The 17,051-nt window shown below is 70.0% G+C and carries 20 protein-coding genes; 14 read left to right on the top strand and 6 right to left on the bottom strand.

Going from position 1 to position 17,051, the window contains the following annotated elements; all coding sequences use genetic code 11:
- Positions 1–23: 23 nt before the first annotated feature.
- Together B7K26_RS08610 and B7K26_RS08605 are read left to right on the top strand one after the other, a co-directional pair.
- Positions 24–965, top strand: a complete 942-nt coding sequence (locus B7K26_RS08610) for a diacylglycerol kinase family protein (RefSeq protein WP_084078733.1) — start codon at positions 24–26, stop codon at positions 963–965.
- Between the two features lie 4 nt (positions 966–969).
- Positions 970–1,350 (top strand): MmcQ/YjbR family DNA-binding protein, encoded by a 381-nt coding sequence (locus B7K26_RS08605; RefSeq protein WP_084078731.1) that lies wholly within the window; start codon positions 970–972, stop codon positions 1,348–1,350.
- Here B7K26_RS08605 and B7K26_RS08600 read toward each other — a convergent pair.
- Genes B7K26_RS08600 through B7K26_RS08590 form a run of 3 tightly spaced genes read right to left on the bottom strand, consistent with a single transcriptional unit; the run spans position 1,341 to position 3,000 of the window.
- Entirely contained in the window at positions 1,341–1,784 is a 444-nt protein-coding gene (locus B7K26_RS08600) for a VOC family protein (RefSeq protein WP_084078729.1), read from the bottom strand. The two genes, B7K26_RS08605 and B7K26_RS08600, sit on opposite strands and share 10 nt — an antisense overlap.
- A 23-nt stretch (positions 1,785–1,807) precedes the next feature.
- A complete protein-coding gene (locus B7K26_RS08595; RefSeq protein WP_084078728.1) occupies positions 1,808–2,446 on the bottom strand; it encodes a GrpB family protein in 639 nt (212 codons plus the stop codon).
- Positions 2,443–3,000, bottom strand: coding sequence for an NTP transferase domain-containing protein (locus B7K26_RS08590; protein WP_084078726.1), 558 nt, complete (start codon positions 2,998–3,000; stop codon positions 2,443–2,445). The genes B7K26_RS08595 and B7K26_RS08590 overlap by 4 nt, the downstream gene beginning before the upstream one ends.
- A 23-nt stretch (positions 3,001–3,023) precedes the next feature.
- On the opposite strand from B7K26_RS08590, the gene uraD reads away from it, so the two are divergent.
- Together uraD and uraH are read left to right on the top strand one after the other, a co-directional pair.
- Positions 3,024–3,491 (top strand): 2-oxo-4-hydroxy-4-carboxy-5-ureidoimidazoline decarboxylase, encoded by a 468-nt coding sequence (uraD, locus tag B7K26_RS08585; RefSeq protein ID WP_084078724.1) that lies wholly within the window; start codon positions 3,024–3,026, stop codon positions 3,489–3,491.
- Positions 3,488–3,820: a hydroxyisourate hydrolase gene (gene uraH, locus B7K26_RS08580; protein ID WP_084078722.1), complete on the top strand. Its 333-nt coding sequence runs from the start codon at positions 3,488–3,490 to the stop codon at positions 3,818–3,820. The genes uraD and uraH overlap by 4 nt, the downstream gene beginning before the upstream one ends.
- Before the next feature lie 15 nt (positions 3,821–3,835).
- Here uraH and B7K26_RS08575 read toward each other — a convergent pair whose 3' ends face one another.
- Positions 3,836–5,431: an ABC transporter permease gene (locus tag B7K26_RS08575; protein WP_084078720.1), complete on the bottom strand. Its 1,596-nt coding sequence runs from the start codon at positions 5,429–5,431 to the stop codon at positions 3,836–3,838.
- Entirely contained in the window at positions 5,428–6,324 is an 897-nt protein-coding gene (locus B7K26_RS08570) for an ABC transporter ATP-binding protein (RefSeq protein WP_084078718.1), read from the bottom strand. The genes B7K26_RS08575 and B7K26_RS08570 overlap by 4 nt, the downstream gene beginning before the upstream one ends.
- A gap of 91 nt (positions 6,325–6,415) precedes the next feature.
- On the opposite strand from B7K26_RS08570, the gene B7K26_RS08565 reads away from it, so the two are divergent.
- From B7K26_RS08565 to deoD, 3 genes are all read left to right on the top strand, one after another.
- Positions 6,416–7,012 carry a TetR/AcrR family transcriptional regulator gene (locus B7K26_RS08565; protein WP_084078716.1) on the top strand — a complete coding sequence of 199 codons (597 nt, stop codon included), beginning with the start codon at positions 6,416–6,418 and terminating at the stop codon, positions 7,010–7,012.
- Between the two features lie 51 nt (positions 7,013–7,063).
- Positions 7,064–7,903: an aldo/keto reductase gene (locus B7K26_RS08560; RefSeq protein ID WP_084079180.1), complete on the top strand. Its 840-nt coding sequence runs from the start codon at positions 7,064–7,066 to the stop codon at positions 7,901–7,903.
- A gap of 78 nt (positions 7,904–7,981) precedes the next feature.
- Positions 7,982–8,689, top strand: a complete 708-nt coding sequence (gene deoD / locus B7K26_RS08555; RefSeq protein WP_084078714.1) for a purine-nucleoside phosphorylase — start codon at positions 7,982–7,984, stop codon at positions 8,687–8,689.
- A gap of 140 nt (positions 8,690–8,829) precedes the next feature.
- Here the strand turns inward: deoD and pgi are convergent, their stop codons facing one another.
- A complete protein-coding gene (gene pgi, locus B7K26_RS08550) occupies positions 8,830–10,509 on the bottom strand; it encodes a glucose-6-phosphate isomerase (protein WP_234998767.1) in 1,680 nt (559 codons plus the stop codon).
- A 104-nt stretch (positions 10,510–10,613) separates the two neighbouring features.
- On the opposite strand from pgi, the gene B7K26_RS08545 reads away from it, so the two are divergent.
- The 7 genes from B7K26_RS08545 (at position 10,614) to B7K26_RS08515 (ending at position 17,050) form a co-directional block, all read left to right on the top strand.
- Entirely contained in the window at positions 10,614–11,768 is a 1,155-nt protein-coding gene (locus tag B7K26_RS08545) for a sensor histidine kinase (RefSeq protein WP_084078710.1), read from the top strand.
- Positions 11,765–12,430 (top strand): response regulator transcription factor, encoded by a 666-nt coding sequence (locus tag B7K26_RS08540; RefSeq protein WP_084078708.1) that lies wholly within the window; start codon positions 11,765–11,767, stop codon positions 12,428–12,430. Before B7K26_RS08545 ends, B7K26_RS08540 begins: the two co-directional genes overlap by 4 nt.
- 107 nt (positions 12,431–12,537) lie before the next feature.
- Complete coding sequence (locus B7K26_RS08535; RefSeq protein ID WP_084078706.1) at positions 12,538–13,308, top strand: CPBP family intramembrane glutamic endopeptidase; 771 nt, start codon at positions 12,538–12,540, stop codon at positions 13,306–13,308.
- A 103-nt stretch (positions 13,309–13,411) separates the two neighbouring features.
- On the top strand, positions 13,412–14,512 hold the full coding sequence (locus B7K26_RS08530) for a hypothetical protein (RefSeq protein ID WP_084078704.1): 1,101 nt from the start codon (positions 13,412–13,414) through the stop codon (positions 14,510–14,512).
- Positions 14,509–15,351 (top strand): CPBP family intramembrane glutamic endopeptidase, encoded by an 843-nt coding sequence (locus B7K26_RS08525; RefSeq protein ID WP_084078703.1) that lies wholly within the window; start codon positions 14,509–14,511, stop codon positions 15,349–15,351. Before B7K26_RS08530 ends, B7K26_RS08525 begins: the two co-directional genes overlap by 4 nt.
- Positions 15,348–16,268: an ABC transporter ATP-binding protein gene (locus tag B7K26_RS08520; RefSeq protein WP_084078701.1), complete on the top strand. Its 921-nt coding sequence runs from the start codon at positions 15,348–15,350 to the stop codon at positions 16,266–16,268. The genes B7K26_RS08525 and B7K26_RS08520 overlap by 4 nt, the downstream gene beginning before the upstream one ends.
- Positions 16,265–17,050: a hypothetical protein gene (locus tag B7K26_RS08515; RefSeq protein WP_084078699.1), complete on the top strand. Its 786-nt coding sequence runs from the start codon at positions 16,265–16,267 to the stop codon at positions 17,048–17,050. Before B7K26_RS08520 ends, B7K26_RS08515 begins: the two co-directional genes overlap by 4 nt.
- Position 17,051 lies beyond the last annotated feature (1 nt).

Genomic DNA, 17,051 nt, shown 5'->3' with positions numbered 1-17,051 from the left:
TCATCCGTGACCGAGGAGAACCCGTGAGCGCCGACAGCATCGCCATCGTCTGGAACCCCGCCAAGACCAGCAAGGACGACCTCGAGGCCGCCGTCGCCGACGCCGCCCCGGAGGGCGCCGAGGTGTCCTGGATCGAGACCACCGAGGACGACCCCGGCCGCGGCCAGGCCGAGCAGGCCCTCGCCGACGGCGCGACGCTCGTGATCGCCGCGGGAGGCGACGGCACGGTGCGCGGTGTCGCCGAGGCGCTCGCGGACGCCGACACCGAGGCCGATCTGGGCATCGTGCCCCTCGGCACCGGCAACCTGCTGGCCCGCAACCTCGAGATTCCGCTGGGCAGCATCCCCAAGGCCGTCGCGCGCGCGATCACCGGCGAGGCACGCACCATCGACCTTGCGTGGGCCGATGCGGAGATCGGCGGCGCCCCCTGTCGTCACGCGTTCACGGTCATGGCAGGGGTCGGCGTCGACGCCCACATGATCACCGAGACCGACGAGGACCTGAAGGGTCGCATCGGCTGGCTTGCCTACGTCGAGTCGCTCGGGCGCGCCGTCAACGCCAGCGACGTCATCCCCATGGGTCTCGCGATCGACGGCTCGGCCCGCGCGGAGCAGCAGGCGCACACCCTCATCGTCGGCAACTGCGGCATCCTCACCGGCGGCATCACGCTGCTTCCCGACGCCGACCCGGCAGACGGCGAACTCGACATGCTCTTGCTGAGCGCCGATGGCGTGGCCGGCTGGCTCGACACCATGCGGTCGATGGTGTGGGACAACGGGCTGCGCCGCCTCGTGCGGGGCGAGGAGACAGCAGCCAGCTCCGACTCCGTCACGCATCGACGCGTCCGATCGGTCACTGTTGACCTCGGCAAGGCGCGCGTCCTCGAACTCGACGGCGACGAGGTGGGCGAGACCTCCCACGTCGTCTTCACGATCCAGCCCGGCGCGCTGCGAGTCAGGCGGTAGCGGGATGAACGGTGCAGAGCTTCAGCGGCGCGCGGCGGACAGGGCGCTTGAGCTGCCCGGATCGGTCCTCACGCATCCCTTCGGCGAGGAATGGGACGTGTACAAGGTCCACGGCAAGGTGTTCATGCTGCAGTCGGCCGAGTCCGGTGAGGCACACGTCACCCTCAAGGCACGTCCCGAGGACTCGCACGCCCTGCGCGAGGCATACGACGACATCCGCCCCGGGTATCACATGAACAAGAAGCACTGGATCTCGCTGTACCCGGGCGGGCGGCTGGATGGCGAGTTCGTCGACGACCTCGTCACCGAGTCGTACCTTCTGGTGGTGGCGGGCCTTCCGAAGCGCGACCGGCCGGTGAACCCGGAGACCTTCGGTCAGTCCTGAGCCGCGCGCAGGTCCTGCGCGAGCATCACGAGGATGCCGCTCGGGCCCCGCAGGTAGGTGAGCTTGTAGATGTCCTCGTACTGCGCGACGCCGCGCAGGGGAGCACAGCCGTGTCGCGCGGCGATCGCGAGGGAGGCGTCGATGTCGTCCACCTGGAACGCGATGCGGTGCATGCCGATCTCGTTCGGGAGTGTCGGCTGCGTCGGGATCGCGTCGGGGTGGAGGTACTCGAAGAGTTCCACCTGGCCGTGTCCGTCGGGGGTGCGCAGGAGGGCGATCCTGGCGTGATTGCCATCGAGCCCCACGGCGGTGTCCGCCCACTCGCCGCTGATGGTGTCGGTGCCGACGAGCTCCAGCCCCAGGTCAGTGAAGAAGGCGACGGTCGCGTCGAGGTCCTCGACGGCGATGCCGACGTTGTTCAGCGAGATGGCCATGGGGTCGACGCTACGCCTCCTTGTCAGGACGGTGAATAGCCCGCGGCGATGAGCGCGCGCACGGTGATCTCGCGCACGAGTTCCTGCTTCATGGCGTTGTAGTCCATCACGGTCCCGCCCGCCGCTGTCGCGGCGGTGGCGGCCTCTCGCTTGGCACGCGCATAACGATCGCGGTCCTCGGGATGCGCGCGCAGCCAATCGCGGAGCACCACATGGCGAGTGTGCTCGGGGCAGCCGGTGCCGAAGACGTGAATATTTGTCGCGGGCCCGCCGTCGGTGGGGGCGACGACATCGTCGCCGCGCGTGCCGCCCCTGAGCATGCGGTGGCCGTGCCACCACGGTTCACGCACCGTCAGCACGTAGCCGGCGGACTCCAGCGGTGGGAGCCAGGAGGCCTCGTCGTCCACGTCGGCGACGATGACGTCGATATCGAGGATGGGCTTGGCAGGCAGCCCGTCGACCGAGGTCGAGCCGACGTGTTCCACCGCCACGGCGGCTTCGCCCACGAGCGTCCCGATCCGCTCGGAGAGCTGAGCGCCCTGCCGGCCCCATCGCGGATCCGGGGCGACCACGGCGATCGGTGCGGCGCGAGGAGGGATCACCCAGGGGTTCGCGCCCGGCGGGGCATCGACGTCGAAGGCGAAGACCGCGTCTCGGGTCACGCGTCGACGTCCTCGCCGCCGCCCAGGTCCGTGCAGTCGACGGCGAGGGTGAGATGGCTCTCCAGGTACTCGCGGGCTCCCGAGTCTCCCGTGACCTCCTCGCCGATGGCGCCCCAGTGGTCGCGGCCAAGGTACACGGGGTGTCCGGGGGAGTCGCCGTAGCGCGCGCGGGCGAGCGCGTCTCGCGGGTCGTCTGCGGCCGCGGCGATCACGCGGGCCACCGCCGCGGCGGTCATGTTGGGCATGTCGACGAGGGAGAGCACGGCGGCATCGGCCCCGGAGGTCGCCGCGGCGGCGAGCCCCACCTTGAGCGAGGCCGATTGGCCCTCGGCCCAGTCGCTCGCGACGACCGGCAGCGCGCCGCGGGGCACGAGAGCTGCCGCGGCATCGGCCTGGGCCCCCAGGACCACGATGACCTCGCGGCAGCCTCCGTCGCGCAGCGCCGCGCACGCAAGGTGAAGCCAAGGGGTGCCGTCCTCGCTGGTGCGCAAGACCTTGGGGCCTCCCGCGCGGGAGCCCGCCCCGGCGGCCAACACGATTCCGGTGACGCTCATGCGCCTCATCCTAGGATGGCGCCATGACGCTCGACAGGGACCAGCTGCTCGACTGCCTGCGGATTCGCCGCTGGGCCGACGAACTCGTGGGGCAGAAGCTCGACACCCTCGAGGCGCTGCTCGAGGCCTCCGAAGCCTCCGCCGCGCACCTGACCGAGGCGGAGGTCGACGAGGCGCTCGCGGCTCACCCGCGCATCGGCGAGCGCGCCGCCGGCGAAGGCAGGGAGGCGCGCTTCTCCGCCTCGGAGCAGGCGGCGAGCCAGAGCCCCGATGCGGGGCTCGCGGACCGCCTTGCCGCCGGCAACGCGGCCTACGAAGAGCGGTTCGGCCGCGTGTTCCTGATCCGCGCCGCCGGTCGCTCCCGCGAGGAGATCCTGGCCGAGCTCGAGCGCCGCCTCACCAACGATCCCCTGACCGAGCTGAACGAGACGTCCGAGCAACTGCGGCAGATCGCCGCGGGCCGCATCCGCGCCACCTGGGAGAACCGATGAGTCACCTCACCACCCACGTCCTCGACGCCATGACGGGCACCCCCGCCGAGGGGGTCGCCGTCACCCTGTCCGGCCGCGAGGACGGCGGCTGGGAGCCGCTCGCCTCCGGCGTGACCGATGGGGACGGGCGCATCGGCGAGATCGGCCCCGAACGCCTCTCCAGGGGTGACTACCAGGTGCGTTTCGACACCGGCATGTACTTCCAGCGCCGCGGCGTCGAGTCGTTCTACCCCGAGGTGGTCATCACGTTTAGCGTGGGCGACGGCGCTCACTATCACGTGCCGCTGCTGCTCAGCCCCTTCGCGTACTCGACGTACCGAGGGAGCTGAGCCGCAGCATCGGCCCTACTCGACGGCGAGGTCTCGCCGTCGGAAACCGGCGAAGCCGACCAGTGCGAAGCCGAGGGTGAAGAGCGAGACCCAGCCCAGACCGGTCCAGTCGGTGTCGGCGACGAGCGTGTGGGGCACGTGCCACAGGGGGCTGATGCCGAGCGCCCAGTCAGGGAACTTGAACGACGGACCCAGCAGCGTGATGACGAAGGTCGCGGCCACACCACCCCACGCCGCCACCGCGACCTTGGGGCGCGCGCCGACGACGAGGATCGAGACGCCGATGATGGTCCAGATGGCAGGCACTATGACGAACGCCTGGAACCACACCTCGCCGACGTTCACGCCCAGGTCTGCGCCCGAGGCGAGCACGGCGATGACGAGCCCCGCCACGGCCATGTACACGATCGGGAGCAGGAGAGCGAGGGCCACGTTGGCCGCGTAGTAGCGCGAGCGCGCGGTCGCGGTCGCCATGATGGGCTCGACCCTGTCCTCCATCTCCTCGGAACGCACACGCAGCATGACCTGGACGCTCGGGATGGCCGCGAAGATCGCCACGAGCGACAGCACGGTGACCATGAACTCACCGACGAGGTCGTCCGGGCTCACGGCACCAGCCGCGAGTGCCGCCGCGACCGGGCTGTCCTCCGAGATGAGGTCGGTGATGGATGTGGCGAAGAAGCCGAACACGAAGCCCAGCAGCACGAACGCGATGGTCCACGTGATGGCCGAGCCCTTGGACAGTCGCCACGCGAGTCCCCAGGGGCCGCGCGCCTTCCCGCGGTCGGGGCCGGGACCCGGCTTGATGAGGCCCTGGCCGAAGTCGCGGCCGCCCTCGAGGGCGAAGGCGACGACGAGCAGCACTGCCGTGAGGGCGATGCCGAGCAGGAGGGGCCACCACAGGTTCTCACCCGCGGGGGAGGTCTCCTGCATCCAGCCCAGCGGGTTGGCCCAGATGGTCCACTCGGGCGCCTCGACCGAGTAGGCGAAGCCGCGCAGGATGAACAGCGTGCCGAGCGTGCCCACCGAGATGGCGGTCGAGGTGCGTGAGTCGGCCCCGATCTGCGCGGACACCGCCGCGACGCCGGTGAACATCCAGCCGGTGACGGTCCACGTGCACGCGAGCAGCCACGAGTTCTCCGCGCCGCCTCCGCACAGGACGGTGAGGCCGCCGGCGACGATCCCGACCGCGAGCGAGCCGATCAACGCCATGCCCACGCCAGTGAGCAGGCGCGTGGAGCGTCCCAGGACGCCCGATGCCAGGAGTTCCGCCTGACCCGAGTCCTCCTGGCCGCGGGTGGCGCGGACGACCATGAAGATCGCGCCCATGGCGGTGAGGAAGCCTCCGAGGGCGAGCGAGCGCCACGCGTTGAATCCGTCGGTGGTCAGCAGGTCGTTCGCGGGTCCAAAGATCAGGCCGATGGCGGGGTTCGAGTCGATCGCCTGCTGGAGGGACTCGCGGTCGGCCTGGTCGGGGAAGATCCAGTCGTAAATGAGCACGGATGAGACCGAGAGCAGGGTGACGATCGCGAGCCACGGGGCGAAGCTGCGCCCGTCGTGCTTGAGGGACGTGCGCAGCAGGGTCGGGGTGCCGACGGTGGAGGTTGTCATCGAGTCGCCTCGTCGTACAGCTTGAGGAACAGGCTCTCGAGGCTGGGAGGCTGCACCGTGAGGTTGGAGATGCCGTACTCCGACAGCAGGGCCATGGCCTCGCCCACGTTGTCGGGATCGACCGTCGCGACGAGGTCGTGGCCGTTGATGGTGACATCCTCGAGGGGCCCGAGGAGTGAGGCGTCGGGCGTGCTCGCGAGGGTGACGGTGATGGTGCTGCGCGTGTCGGTGCGCAGGTCGTCCAGCGTTCCGGTCTGCACGATCCGCCCCTCGCGGATGATGCTGAGGCGGTCGGTGAGGTTTTCCACCTCGGACATGATGTGGCTGCTCAACAGGACGGAGACCCCGCGGTCCTTGGCCTCCTTGATGGTCTCCTGGAAGACCTCCTCCATGAGGGGGTCGAGGCCCGAGGTCGGCTCGTCGAGGATCAGCAGCTCCGCGTCGGAGGCGAGCGCTGCCACCAGCGCCACCTTCTGGCGATTGCCCTTCGAGTACTGGCGGCCGCGCTTGGTGGTATCGAGCTCGAAGCGGTCCACGAGGTCCCTGCGGCGGTCCTCGTCGAGGCTGCCGCGCAGGTGGCCCAGGAGGTCGATGGCCTCGCCGCCGGTCATGCCAGGCCACAGGGAGACGTCGCCGGGGACGTAGGCGAGGCGTCGGTGGAGCTCGACCACGTCCTTCCACGGGTCGCCGCCCAAGAGGCGGACCTCGCCCGCGTCGGCCTTGAGCAGGCCGAGCAGCACGCGAATTGTCGTGGACTTTCCTGCCCCGTTGGGTCCGAGGAAGCCGTGCACCTCGCCCTTGGCGACGGTGAGGTCGAGGCCGCGAAGCGCGGTGAACTTGCCGAAGTTCTTGATGAGGCCGGAGACCTCGATGACGGGGGTGGACTCGGACATGCGGATGCCTCTTCTCGTCGCGCGAAACGTCGTGTCACTAGTGAACTCCACAAGTGTGGAATTGTGCAACCGGAACGGCTAACCTGCGCATATGGCGACAGCGGACAGTGAGCGCGAGCCCAGGCGCGGACGCCGTCGCGGCGACGACACGACTCGCGACGCCATCCTCGACGCCGCGCTCGTCGCCTTCGCCGAGGAGGGCTTCGACCGCGCCACGATGCGGTCCATCGCTGCTGCCGCGGGCGTGGACCCGGGCATGATCCGCCACTGGTTCGGCGACAAGGATGGGCTCTTCATCGCCACGGTGATCGACAGGACGCCGACCGTGGACCGACTCCGCTCCGCGCTGGAGGACACCGGTCCGGGGAAGGGGCGCCGCTTCGCCGACGCGTACCTGGGGCTCTGGGAGGACGAGCATTCGGGCCCCATCCTTCGTGCGCTTCTGCGCTCGGGAGTGGCGACGCCGCGGGCCCTGGAGATCCTGAGACGCGTCCTCGGCGGCGACATGGTGGATCAGGCCGATGCGGGGGACGTCCGGACGCGGGGTCTCGCGCTCGCGGGCTCGCACGTTCTCGGGGTCGCCATCACCCGGTATGTCCTGCGGATCGAGCTGATCGCCACCATGCCGCGCGACGCTTTGCTCGACGAGCTCGGCCCCGTCCTCGACGGGTACCTTCACCGCGGCTAAGCCGACGCATCGGCCGGGAATCTGTCGGGCGCCGCGATGGTTGGCCTCACCATGGTTGATTCCGTCAAGCTCAATGATTCGACGTCCATCCCCCAGCTCGGCTTCGGTACCTACCTGGTCCCGCCCGAGGAGACCGCCGCCACCGTGGGTGCGGCGCTCGAGGTGGGCTACCGCCACATCGACACCGCCCAGATGTACGGGAACGAGGCGCAGGTCGGCGAGGCCGTCGCGGCCTCCGGTATCGCCCGCGACGACATCTACCTCACCTCGAAGCTCAACAACTCGAACCACGGCCGGGACGACGTCCTGCGGTCCTTCGACGAGACTCTCGAAAAGCTGAAGGTGGACCGCCTCGACCTGTTCCTCATCCACTGGCCGCTTCCCACGCGCTACGACGGCGACTTCGTGTCGACCTGGAAGGCCATGCTGGAGCTCAAGGAGGACGGCCGCCTCACCTCGGTGGGCGTCTCCAACTTCCAGCCCGACCACCTGCAGCAGATCATCGACGCCACCGGCGTCGCCCCCGCGGTGAACCAGATCGAGGCGCACCCCTACTTCCGCAACGACGGCGCACGGCTGGCCTCGCACGCGCACGCGATCGCCGTCGAGGCATGGGGTCCGCTGGGCCAGGGAGCGGTGCTGAAGGACGAGGTCATCGGAGAGATCGCGGGCGAGACCGGCCGCGCCGCCTCGCAGGTGATCCTGCGCTGGCACCTCCAGCGCGGGGACATCATCTTCCCCAAGTCCATGCGTCGTGAGCGCATGGAGGAGAACTTCGCGATCTTCGACTTCACCCTGACCGACGAGCAGGTCAGCCGCATCGACGCCCTCGACCAGGGTGCTGGCGGTCGCGTGGGTCCCGACCCCGACACGTTCGACTACGTGGGCTAAGGCCCCCGCGTCGACGAGTGCCCCCGACCCGGACCAGGGTCGGGGCGCTCGCGTGTTCCGGCGCATTACGCTCGATCCATGCCGACTCCGCACATCTCCGCGCCCGACGGCGCCTTCGCCCCCGACATCCTGCTTCCCGGCGATCCCCGCCGCGCCACGCGCATCGCCGAGACCTTCCTCGACGGACCCGAACTCGTCACGGACGTGCGCGGCATCCTCGGCTACACCGGCACCTACGAGGGCCGCCCGATGTCCGTGATGGCCACGGGCATGGGGATGCCCTCGGCGACCATCTACGCCACCGAGCTGATCCGTCACTACGGCGTGAAGCGCCTGGTGCGCGTCGGCACGGCTGGCGGCATCCACCCCGACCTGCAGCTCGGCGACGTCATCGCGGCATCGGCCGCGCACACCGACTCGTCGATGACGGCACACCGGCTGCCGGGCGTGCACTACTCGCACGCGCCGTCGTTCGCGCTGCTGCGCGCCGCGGCCGACCACGCCGACGAGGCCGGCGCGCCGCTCCGCGTGGGTCCCGTCCTCACCTCGGACGCCTTCTATCACCCCGACCCCACCCTGGTGCCCCGGCTGGCCGCCTACGGCACGCTGGCCGTCGAGATGGAGGCGGCGGGCCTGTACGCCGTCGCCGCAGCCGAGGGTGTCGAGGCGCTCATGATCGCGACCGTGTCCGACCACGTAGTGCGCGGCGAGGAGCTCGACTCGGAGCAGCGCGAGACCACCTTCAAGGCCATGGTCTCCGTGGCGCTGGGCGCCCTCACGCGCTAACTCACGCGTACCAGCCCCGCAGTGGGCGCTGACGGCGCGATTGCGCACCCCGGTGTGCCCCAGTGGGCCCCCAAGACGCCCCCTCACGCAACGATGCCCCGGCCACCGCAAGGTGACCGGGGCATCGTGCTGCAGCAGCGTTACTTCCGGTTGGCCCGGTAGTAGGCGATGAGCGCCTGCGTCGAGGCGTCCTGCGCCTCCAGCGCCGCGTCGTCGCCCTCGATCGCGGGAGCGATCTCGAGCGCGAGCTTCTTGCCCAGCTCCACGCCCCACTGGTCGAAGCTGTTGATGCCCCAGATCACGCCCTGAGTGAAGGTGATGTGCTCGTACAGGCCGATCAGCTGACCGAGCACCGCGGGCGTCAGCGACGGCGCGAAGATCGACGTGGTCGGCTTGTTACCGGCGAACGTCCGAGCGGCCACCAGCGCGCCGGTCGTGCCCTCGGCCTCCACCTCCTCCGCGGTCTTGCCGAACGCGAGCGCCTTGGTCTGCGCGAGGAAGTTCGCGAGGAAGAGGCTGTGGACGTCCTGGCCGCCGTCCTCGAGCGGGTAGGCGGGGTTCACCACAGCGATGAAGTCCGCGGGGATGAGCTTGGTGCCCTGGTGAATGAGCTGGTAGAAGGCGTGCTGGCCGTTGGTGCCGGGCTCGCCCCAGAAGATCTCGCCGGTCTCGGTGGTGACGGGCGAGCCGTCCCAGCGCACGGACTTGCCGTTGGACTCCATCGTGAGCTGCTGCAGGTAGGCGGCGAAGCGGTGCAGCTGCTGCGCGTAGGGCAGGACGGCGTGCGACTGCGAGCCAAGGAAGTTGACGTACCAGACGTTGAGCAGGCCCATGAGGACCGGCACGTTCTGCTCCAGCGGCGTCTCGGCGACGTGGCGGTCCACCGCGTGGAAGCCCTCGAGCAGCTCGCCGAAGACGTCGGGGCCGAGCGCGATCGCGAGGGACAGGCCGATGGCCGAGTCCACCGAGTAGCGTCCGCCCACCCAGTCCCAGAAGCCGAACGCGTTGGTGGGGTCGATGCCGAAGTCGGCGACCTTGTCCAGCGCGGTGGAAACGGCGACGAAGTGGTGAGCCACCGCATCGGCCTTCTTGTCGTCATCAGAGACGTCGACGCCGGCGGCGGCGAGCGCCTCCCACAGCCAGGTGCGCGCCAGGCGCGCGTTGGTGAGGGTCTCGAGGGTCGTGAACGTCTTGGAGGCGACGATGAAGAGGGTGGTCTCGGGGTCGAGGCCCTTGGTCTTCTGGCCGATGTCCGTGGGGTCGATGTTGGACACGAACCGCGCGGAGATGCCGGCGTTGGCGTAGGGTTCGAGCGCCTCGTAGACCATGACGGGGCCCAGGTCGGAGCCGCCGATGCCGATGTTGACGACCGTCTCCACCTTCTTGCCGGTGACGCCGGTCCACTCACCCGAGCGGACGCGCTCGGCGAACTCGGCGACGCGGCCCAGGACCTCCTGGACGTCCTCGTCCACGTTCTGGCCGTCGACGACAAGGGCGGGCTCGGCATCGGCCGGACGGCGCAGCGCTGTGTGGAGCACGGCGCGGTCCTCGGTGGTGTTGATGTGCTCGCCCGCGAGCATGGCGGCGTAGCGCTCGGCGACGCCGGTCTGCTCGGCGAGCTTGACGAGGCTGCTCAGGATCTCGTCGGTGACGAGGTTCTTCGACAGGTCGACGTGGAGGTCGGCCAGGGGGAACGAGAAGCGGGACACGCGGTCCGCATCGGCGGCGAACCAGCCGCGCAGGTCGGGGGCGAAGCCATCCTTGTGAGAGGTGAGCTCTGCCCAGGCGGACGTGGTCGTGGCATCGATGGGTGCGTTCACGGCTCCCAGGCTAGTCGCGTCGGGGCGGCGCGTCTCTGGGACTTTCGGAAGGCCGATGCGATTGCTCGCCTGCGTCGACATTCTTCAGCGCTAGGTTGGCGCGTATGACCTCCTCGCGCCGCCTGCCATTGCCGGCCTCCGAGCGCGGCAGGGACGCGGTGGGTGCCGCCTTGTTGGCCGCGGCGATCCTGGTGATCGCGGTGGTCGACGGTGCGCCCGATGCCCAGGGCTGGGTCGACGTGGCCGTGACCTTTATTGCGTGTGCGGCCCTGGTGTGGCGGCGGACCTGGCCGGTGCCGGTGCTCCTGGTCACCGCAGCGATCTTCGTGGTCGCCACCCTGGCGTCCGGCGAGATCTCGGCGGCGCTCATCCCCGCCGTCGTCGCCCTGTACACGGCAGTGTCGCGGGTCGCCCACGTGTCAGTGGCGCTCGCGATCGGAGCCCTCGCAGTCGTGGTCGCCGGTGGAACGCTGGTGGCCGATGGCTCGCGCGGCCCGACGGACTCCGTCGTGGTGTCCGCCGAGATCTGGATGGCGCTCGTCACCGCCGTGGGCATCGCTGTCAGCCTGTACCGACGGTCCGTGGCGCAGGAACGCGAGCGCACGCGTCAGGCCGAGGAGACGCGCGACGCAATGGCGCGCTCCCGCGTGGCAGAGGAGCGGCTGCGCATCGCCCGCGAACTTCATGACGCGGTGGGGCATCACGTCGCCGTCATGAACGTGCAGGCGGGGGTGGCGGAGGCACTGCTGGAGAGTGACCCGAGGCGCGCTGCCGATGCCCTGGCACTCGTGCAGGACTCCGGCGCCCGCGTGCTCGAGGAGTTGCCGGTGATGCTTCGTGTCCTGCGTCAGGACGAGGACGACGTGCGGCCCACGCAGGGGATCGGCGAACTCGACGCCCTTGTCGAAGAGGCGCGGGCGGCCGGCCTCGCCGTCGAGGTGAGCGCGGACGCCGTCCCCACGGACCTCCCCGCGGCAGCCGACCACGGCGCCTACCGCATCGTCCAGGAGGCGCTGACGAACGCACGCAAGCACGGCGACGGCACCGCAACCGTGACCGTGGGGGCCGCCGCGGCGAGCCTGGAGCTCGAGGTACGCAACCGCATCGGCCATGCCGGTGATGCCGCCCCGTCGGGGTTCGGGCTGCTGGGCATGAGCGAGCGGGCCTCCGCCGCGGGCGGTACCGTGAGCGCCGCGCGCGAGGGAGACGAGTTCGTGGTGCGAGCCTCGTTGCCGCTGCGAGAAGGGGGAAGTAGATGACGCTTCGTGTCGCGGTCGTCGACGACCAGGACCTCATCCGCGGCGGCTTCGTCGCGATTCTGGGCACCGCGGACGACATCGAGGTGGTGGGAGAGGCGGCCGACGGCGCCGCCGCGCTCGACCTCGTGCGCGCCAGCCGGCCCGACGTGGTGCTCATGGACATCCGCATGCCCGGCATGGATGGGCTGGACGCGACGGAGCAGATCGCCGCCGATCCCGATCTGTCCGATGTCCGCGTGATTGTGCTCACCACGTTCGAGGAGGACGAGTACGTGCTGCGGGCCCTGCGCGGTGGGGCGAGTGGATTCCTGGGCAAGAGCGTGAGGCCGGGAGCCCTGTTGGACGCGGTGCGGACCGTGGCGGCGGGGGAGGAGCTGCTGTCTCCCGCTGCGACCAAGGCCGTGATCTCCCACGTGTCGCGGGAACGTGCGCAGCCCTCGGTGGCATCGGACGTGTTCCGCCACCTGACGGAGCGCGAGCGCGAGGTGGTGCTGTTGGTGGCGCAGGGCCTCAGCAACGAGGACATCGCCGCGCGCCTGTTCGTGAGCCCGCTGACCGCAAAGACGCACGTGAACCGCGCCATGATGAAGGTCGGCGCGCGGGACCGAGCCCAGCTCGTGGTGGCCGCCTACCAGGCAGGACTCGCCGGGAACGAGGGGTAGGGGAGCGCGCCTACTGCGATCGCAGTACGCGCAAGTGTCTGCGGCTGGACGATGTGCGGCGGGGGCCGTTTCACAAGACTTGAGTCATCACCAATTGAGGAGATGACATGAGCGCCAACCCCGTGGCCAAGCCCTTCCCCGCCAGCGCGGAGAACCGTCCCACCAAGCCCGACCTGCCGCTGTACGACGGTCCCGGAGCGATCTCCGGAGCCCGCTGGCTCGTCGTGGTCGCGGCCTGCGCCGTGTCCTTCGCCCAGCTGGTCCTGCTTCCCATCCCGGGTGGCGCCGCGGTCCAGCAGTGGACCCACGCGATCCTGTTCCCGCTGATTCCGCTCCTCGCCCTCGCCTGGGCGGCGCCGAGCGGATGGACCCAGATCTTCCGCAGCGTGCGCCTGCGCCAGGTGCTGCAGATGGTCGGGTTCGGCGTCCTGAACCTCACCGTGACCTTCACAGTCGCGTCGGCGCTCAACGGTGTGATCGGGGGCAACGCCAACCCCTCCGGTGACCTGCTCGCGGACGCCAGCCTCGGTGAGCGTCTCAACTTCTTCGCCGCAACGATTCCGCAGTTGCTGGGCGAGGAACTCATCACCATCCTGCCGCTGCTCGCGCTGCTGTCGGTCCTGGTGCGCCGGTTCCGCTGGAACCGCACCGCGGCCCTCGCTCTCGCCTGGGGCGCCACCGCCGTGATGTTCGGGCTGCTGCACCTGCCGACCTACGGCTGGAACGTCCTGCAGTGCCTGCTCTACATCGGCCTCGCCAGGGTGTTCCTCACCCTCGCCTACGTGGTCACCCGCAACATCTGGGTCTCGACCGGAGCACACATCGTCAACGACTGGGCAATGTTCTCGGTCGCGATGGTCCTTCCCGCAGCCCTCTAAGCCCGTGAGGTCCGTCGCAATGGCGGGGCGGCCCTCACGACCTCGTCCCTCGCACGAGGGGCGAACCCCCACCCCACGCAGTACCCCTCTGAAGGAGAACACCATGTCCGCCATTCACCCCCGCCGCGTCGCTGGCGGCCTCGCCGCCGCCGGAATCGCCGTCGGACTCGTCCTCGCCCCCCAGGCTGCGTTCGCCTCCGGACCGCTTGGCCGCGACTGCGACCAGACTTCTGACGCTACGGCCGCGCCGAGCGCCGAGCCCTCGGCCTCGCCCTCGCCCTCGCCGGAGGCGATCCGCCAGATTCGGCCCGAGTTCCTCGCGCTGAAGGATCTCGCATCGCGCACCCAGGACGTCACGGTCCCGAGCCCCCGCCCGCAGGCCGTTCCGACCGGCACAGACCTGGTGAGCCCGACTTTCCTGTCCGAGGTGACCGTGCCCGCGGACCCGCAGTTGGTAGCGACCGATGCCGTGCCGACCGCGCGGCCCCAGGCCACTCCGGGGGGCACCCCGCTGGTGAACCGTGAGGTGGGCTCGGAGGACACGTACCCGGTGCTGCCTCAGGACCGGCCCACGCCGCGCCCCCAGGCCACTCCTGCGGACCCGCAATTGGTGACGACCGATGCGGTCCCGACCGCGCGTCCCCAGGCCACTCCGGTGGATGCGCCGCAACTGAAGCCCGAGATTGGTTCCGAGGTGACGGTTCCCGCGGATCCTCAGCTGGTGGCGACCGATGCGGTTCCGGCCGCGCGTCCGCAGGGCACTCCGGTGGATGCGCCGCAGTTGAGCCCGACGTTCCTCTCGGAGCTGCAGATCCCTGCGGACGAGGACATCGTCGCAGCGCTCACCGCGCCTCCCCTGCTGCCCCAGGGCACTCCCGTGCCGCTCACCGTTGAGGCGAACAACGACGGCGACAAGGTGCCCGACATCGTGCTTCCCGACACTGACCCCGACGCCACCGGGCCCGCGGCTACCCCCGCCACGACCACCGCGCACGTCACCAAGGTGACGCTGCCCGCTGCCGTCGCCGAGGCCACCAAGACCGCCCCCGCCGCGGCCCCGGTCACCGCGAAGGCGACCGACGCATCGGGCCTCGCCGAGACCGGCGTCGCCAGCTGGACGTGGGAGCTCGCCGCGATCGGTGCCGCCGGCATCGGCCTCGGATCGCTCGCGATCGGCCTCACCCGCCCGAAGGTCCGGTCATGACCACGACCACCGGCCCCGCTCGCCTCGCGAGCGGGGCCACCGCCCGTTCCATCCTGCGCGTCGCGCCGCAGGCCTGGATCGGTGTCACCGCCTGGCTCCTCTACTCGGGCCTCGTCTTCGTCGTCCAAAAGCACGCCGCAATCCCGTACCCCGAATGGGGCAACACCGCCGCAAACCTCTGGCGAGCGGCCGACGTTTCCCTCGTCGCCGGCGGCGTCCTCATGGCGCTCCTGACGGGGCTGCTCGGCTGGTGGAAGCCGGTGCTCTTCGACCGCTCGCGGGCACGGCTCGCGTGGGCCTGGATCGTGCCGATCGCCATGATCGCGCTGACGGCCCTCGGGCTCATCGCCACCGACTACTCCGCCATCGCTCCCGAGTTCCTGCTCACCGCCATCATCCTCGGAGTCCTGGTGGGATTCGCGGAGGAGATGATGGCCAGGGGAGTGCTCCTCACCGGGCTTCGTGCTCGCCTCGGCGAGCGCTCGGTCTGGCTGCTCACCAGCCTGATGTTCGGGGCCTTCCACATCGTCAATCTGGCGCTCGGAGCTCCGGCCATCGGCGCGGTGCAGGTGATCACGGCGGGGCTATCGGGGTCAATCTTCTACGTGGCTCGCCGCCTCAGCGGCACTCTCGTACTGCCGATGCTGTTGCACGGTGCCTGGGACTTCATGACCTTCGTGCAGGGCAAGGCCCCGGCCTTCGGGGCCCACTCGGACCTCATCGTGATCGTGGGCCTCGTGTCGCTCATCGCGGCCTGGAAGCTGACGGCGGACCCCTACCGGTCACAGGCCCGTCCTGCTAGTTTGCCCACCAACATCTACGAGGGAGAACCGTCGTGATCGAGGTCGCCAATCTCACCAAGACCTACGGGCCCAAGCGGGCGGTGGACGACATCTCGTTCACGGCGCCGGCGGGGTCGGTGACGGGCTTCCTGGGTCCCAATGGCGCGGGAAAGTCCACGACCATGCGCATGATCATGGGCCTGGATAGGCCCGATGCCGGAACGGCGACCGTCGATGGCAAGCCTCTCGCTTCCCACGCCGCCCCGATGCACGTGGTGGGCGCGCTTCTCGAGGCCAAGTCCGTCACCCCTGGCCGCACCGCCCGCAACCACCTGCGAGTGCTCGCCGCCACCCACGGCATCGGCCGTAAGCGGGTCGACGAGGTCATCCAGATGACCGGCCTCGACCAGGTGGCCAAGAAGCGCGTCAAGGGCTTCTCGCTCGGCATGGGGCAGCGCCTCGGCATCGCCACGGCGCTGCTGGGAGATCCCGCGACGCTGATCATGGACGAGCCCGTCAACGGCCTCGACCCCGACGGCGTCCTTTGGGTACGCAACCTGGCGAGGCAGTTCGCCGCCGAGGGGCGCACGGTGCTGCTGTCCAGCCACCTCATGAGCGAGGTGCAGCTGACCGCGGATCGTGTGGTGGTCATCGGCCGCGGCAAGATCCTCGCCCAGGGCTCCGTCGCCGACTTCACCGCTCAGGCCGCCACCGGCGCCGTGACGGTCAAGACCTCGGACGATGACAGGCTCGCGGCGATCGTCGCAGCCGAGGGTGCCGAGGTCACTCGCACCACCGATGCCGTCGTGGTCAACGGGCTCGAGCCGCCCCGCATCGCGGAGCTCGCCGTCGGTTCCGGATTGGCGCTGAACGAACTCGTCAAGAGCAACGCCACCCTCGAGGAGGCGTACCTCCGTCTCACGGCCGATGCCGTCGAATACCAGGCCGGAACCCCGGAAGGAGCGGTCAAGTGACCACCGTCGTTGCGCAGAACCGTCTCACCTTTGGCGGCGCCGTGCGCGCCGAACTGCTCAAGATCACGACCATGCGCGGCATGTGGTGGATCGCCATCGCGGCCATCGGCCTCGCGGTCCTCATCGTCGCCACCGGCGGTTACGCGCCCCCGGAGGCCGGCATCGAAGCCGAGTGGACCGTCGTCACCGCGGCCAAGGGCGTGCTGATGCCCTGGGTGATCCTGTCCGTCTACTCTGCGCTGCTCGCCACCGGCGAGTGGAGCTCCGGCATGTACCGCGTGTCGTTCTCCGTGGTGCCGCGCAGGAACCTCTGGCTCGCCGCAAAGGCGACCGCGGCCGCGATCTACACGGGAATCGTGTCGATCCTCGTGCTCGCCGTCTCGCTCGTCATCATCCTCGTGCAGTACGGGGACGACGGCGCCGTGGTCGATTGGACGGTGGGCCACACCTGGCAGATCCTGTTCGGCGTTCCCGCGGTGTGCATCGCCACATCGATCATGGCCGTCGGCATCGGCGCGCTCGTGAAGTCGAGCGGCATCGCCGTGACCACGGTCATCGGCCTGCTGATCGTGCTCCCGTTCGCGAGCCTCTTCGGGCTCGACTGGCTCGGCAACATCACCGCCTACCTCCCCAGCGGGGCGGGCGATGCCGTGATCGGCTCGGGCTCGTTCGGGATCAGCCCGGAGGACATTGGCCCGGCATTGGGCTCGATCGTCACCCTTGCGTGGGCGGTCGGCGCCTGCATCACGGCCTCGGTCGCCATGGGCAAGCGCGACGCGTAGA

It is taken from the genome of Demequina sp. NBRC 110057 (genome assembly GCF_002090175.1).
GTDB lineage: Bacteria > Actinomycetota > Actinomycetes > Actinomycetales > Demequinaceae > Demequina.
This window is presented reverse-complemented; position numbering and strand designations above follow the sequence as displayed.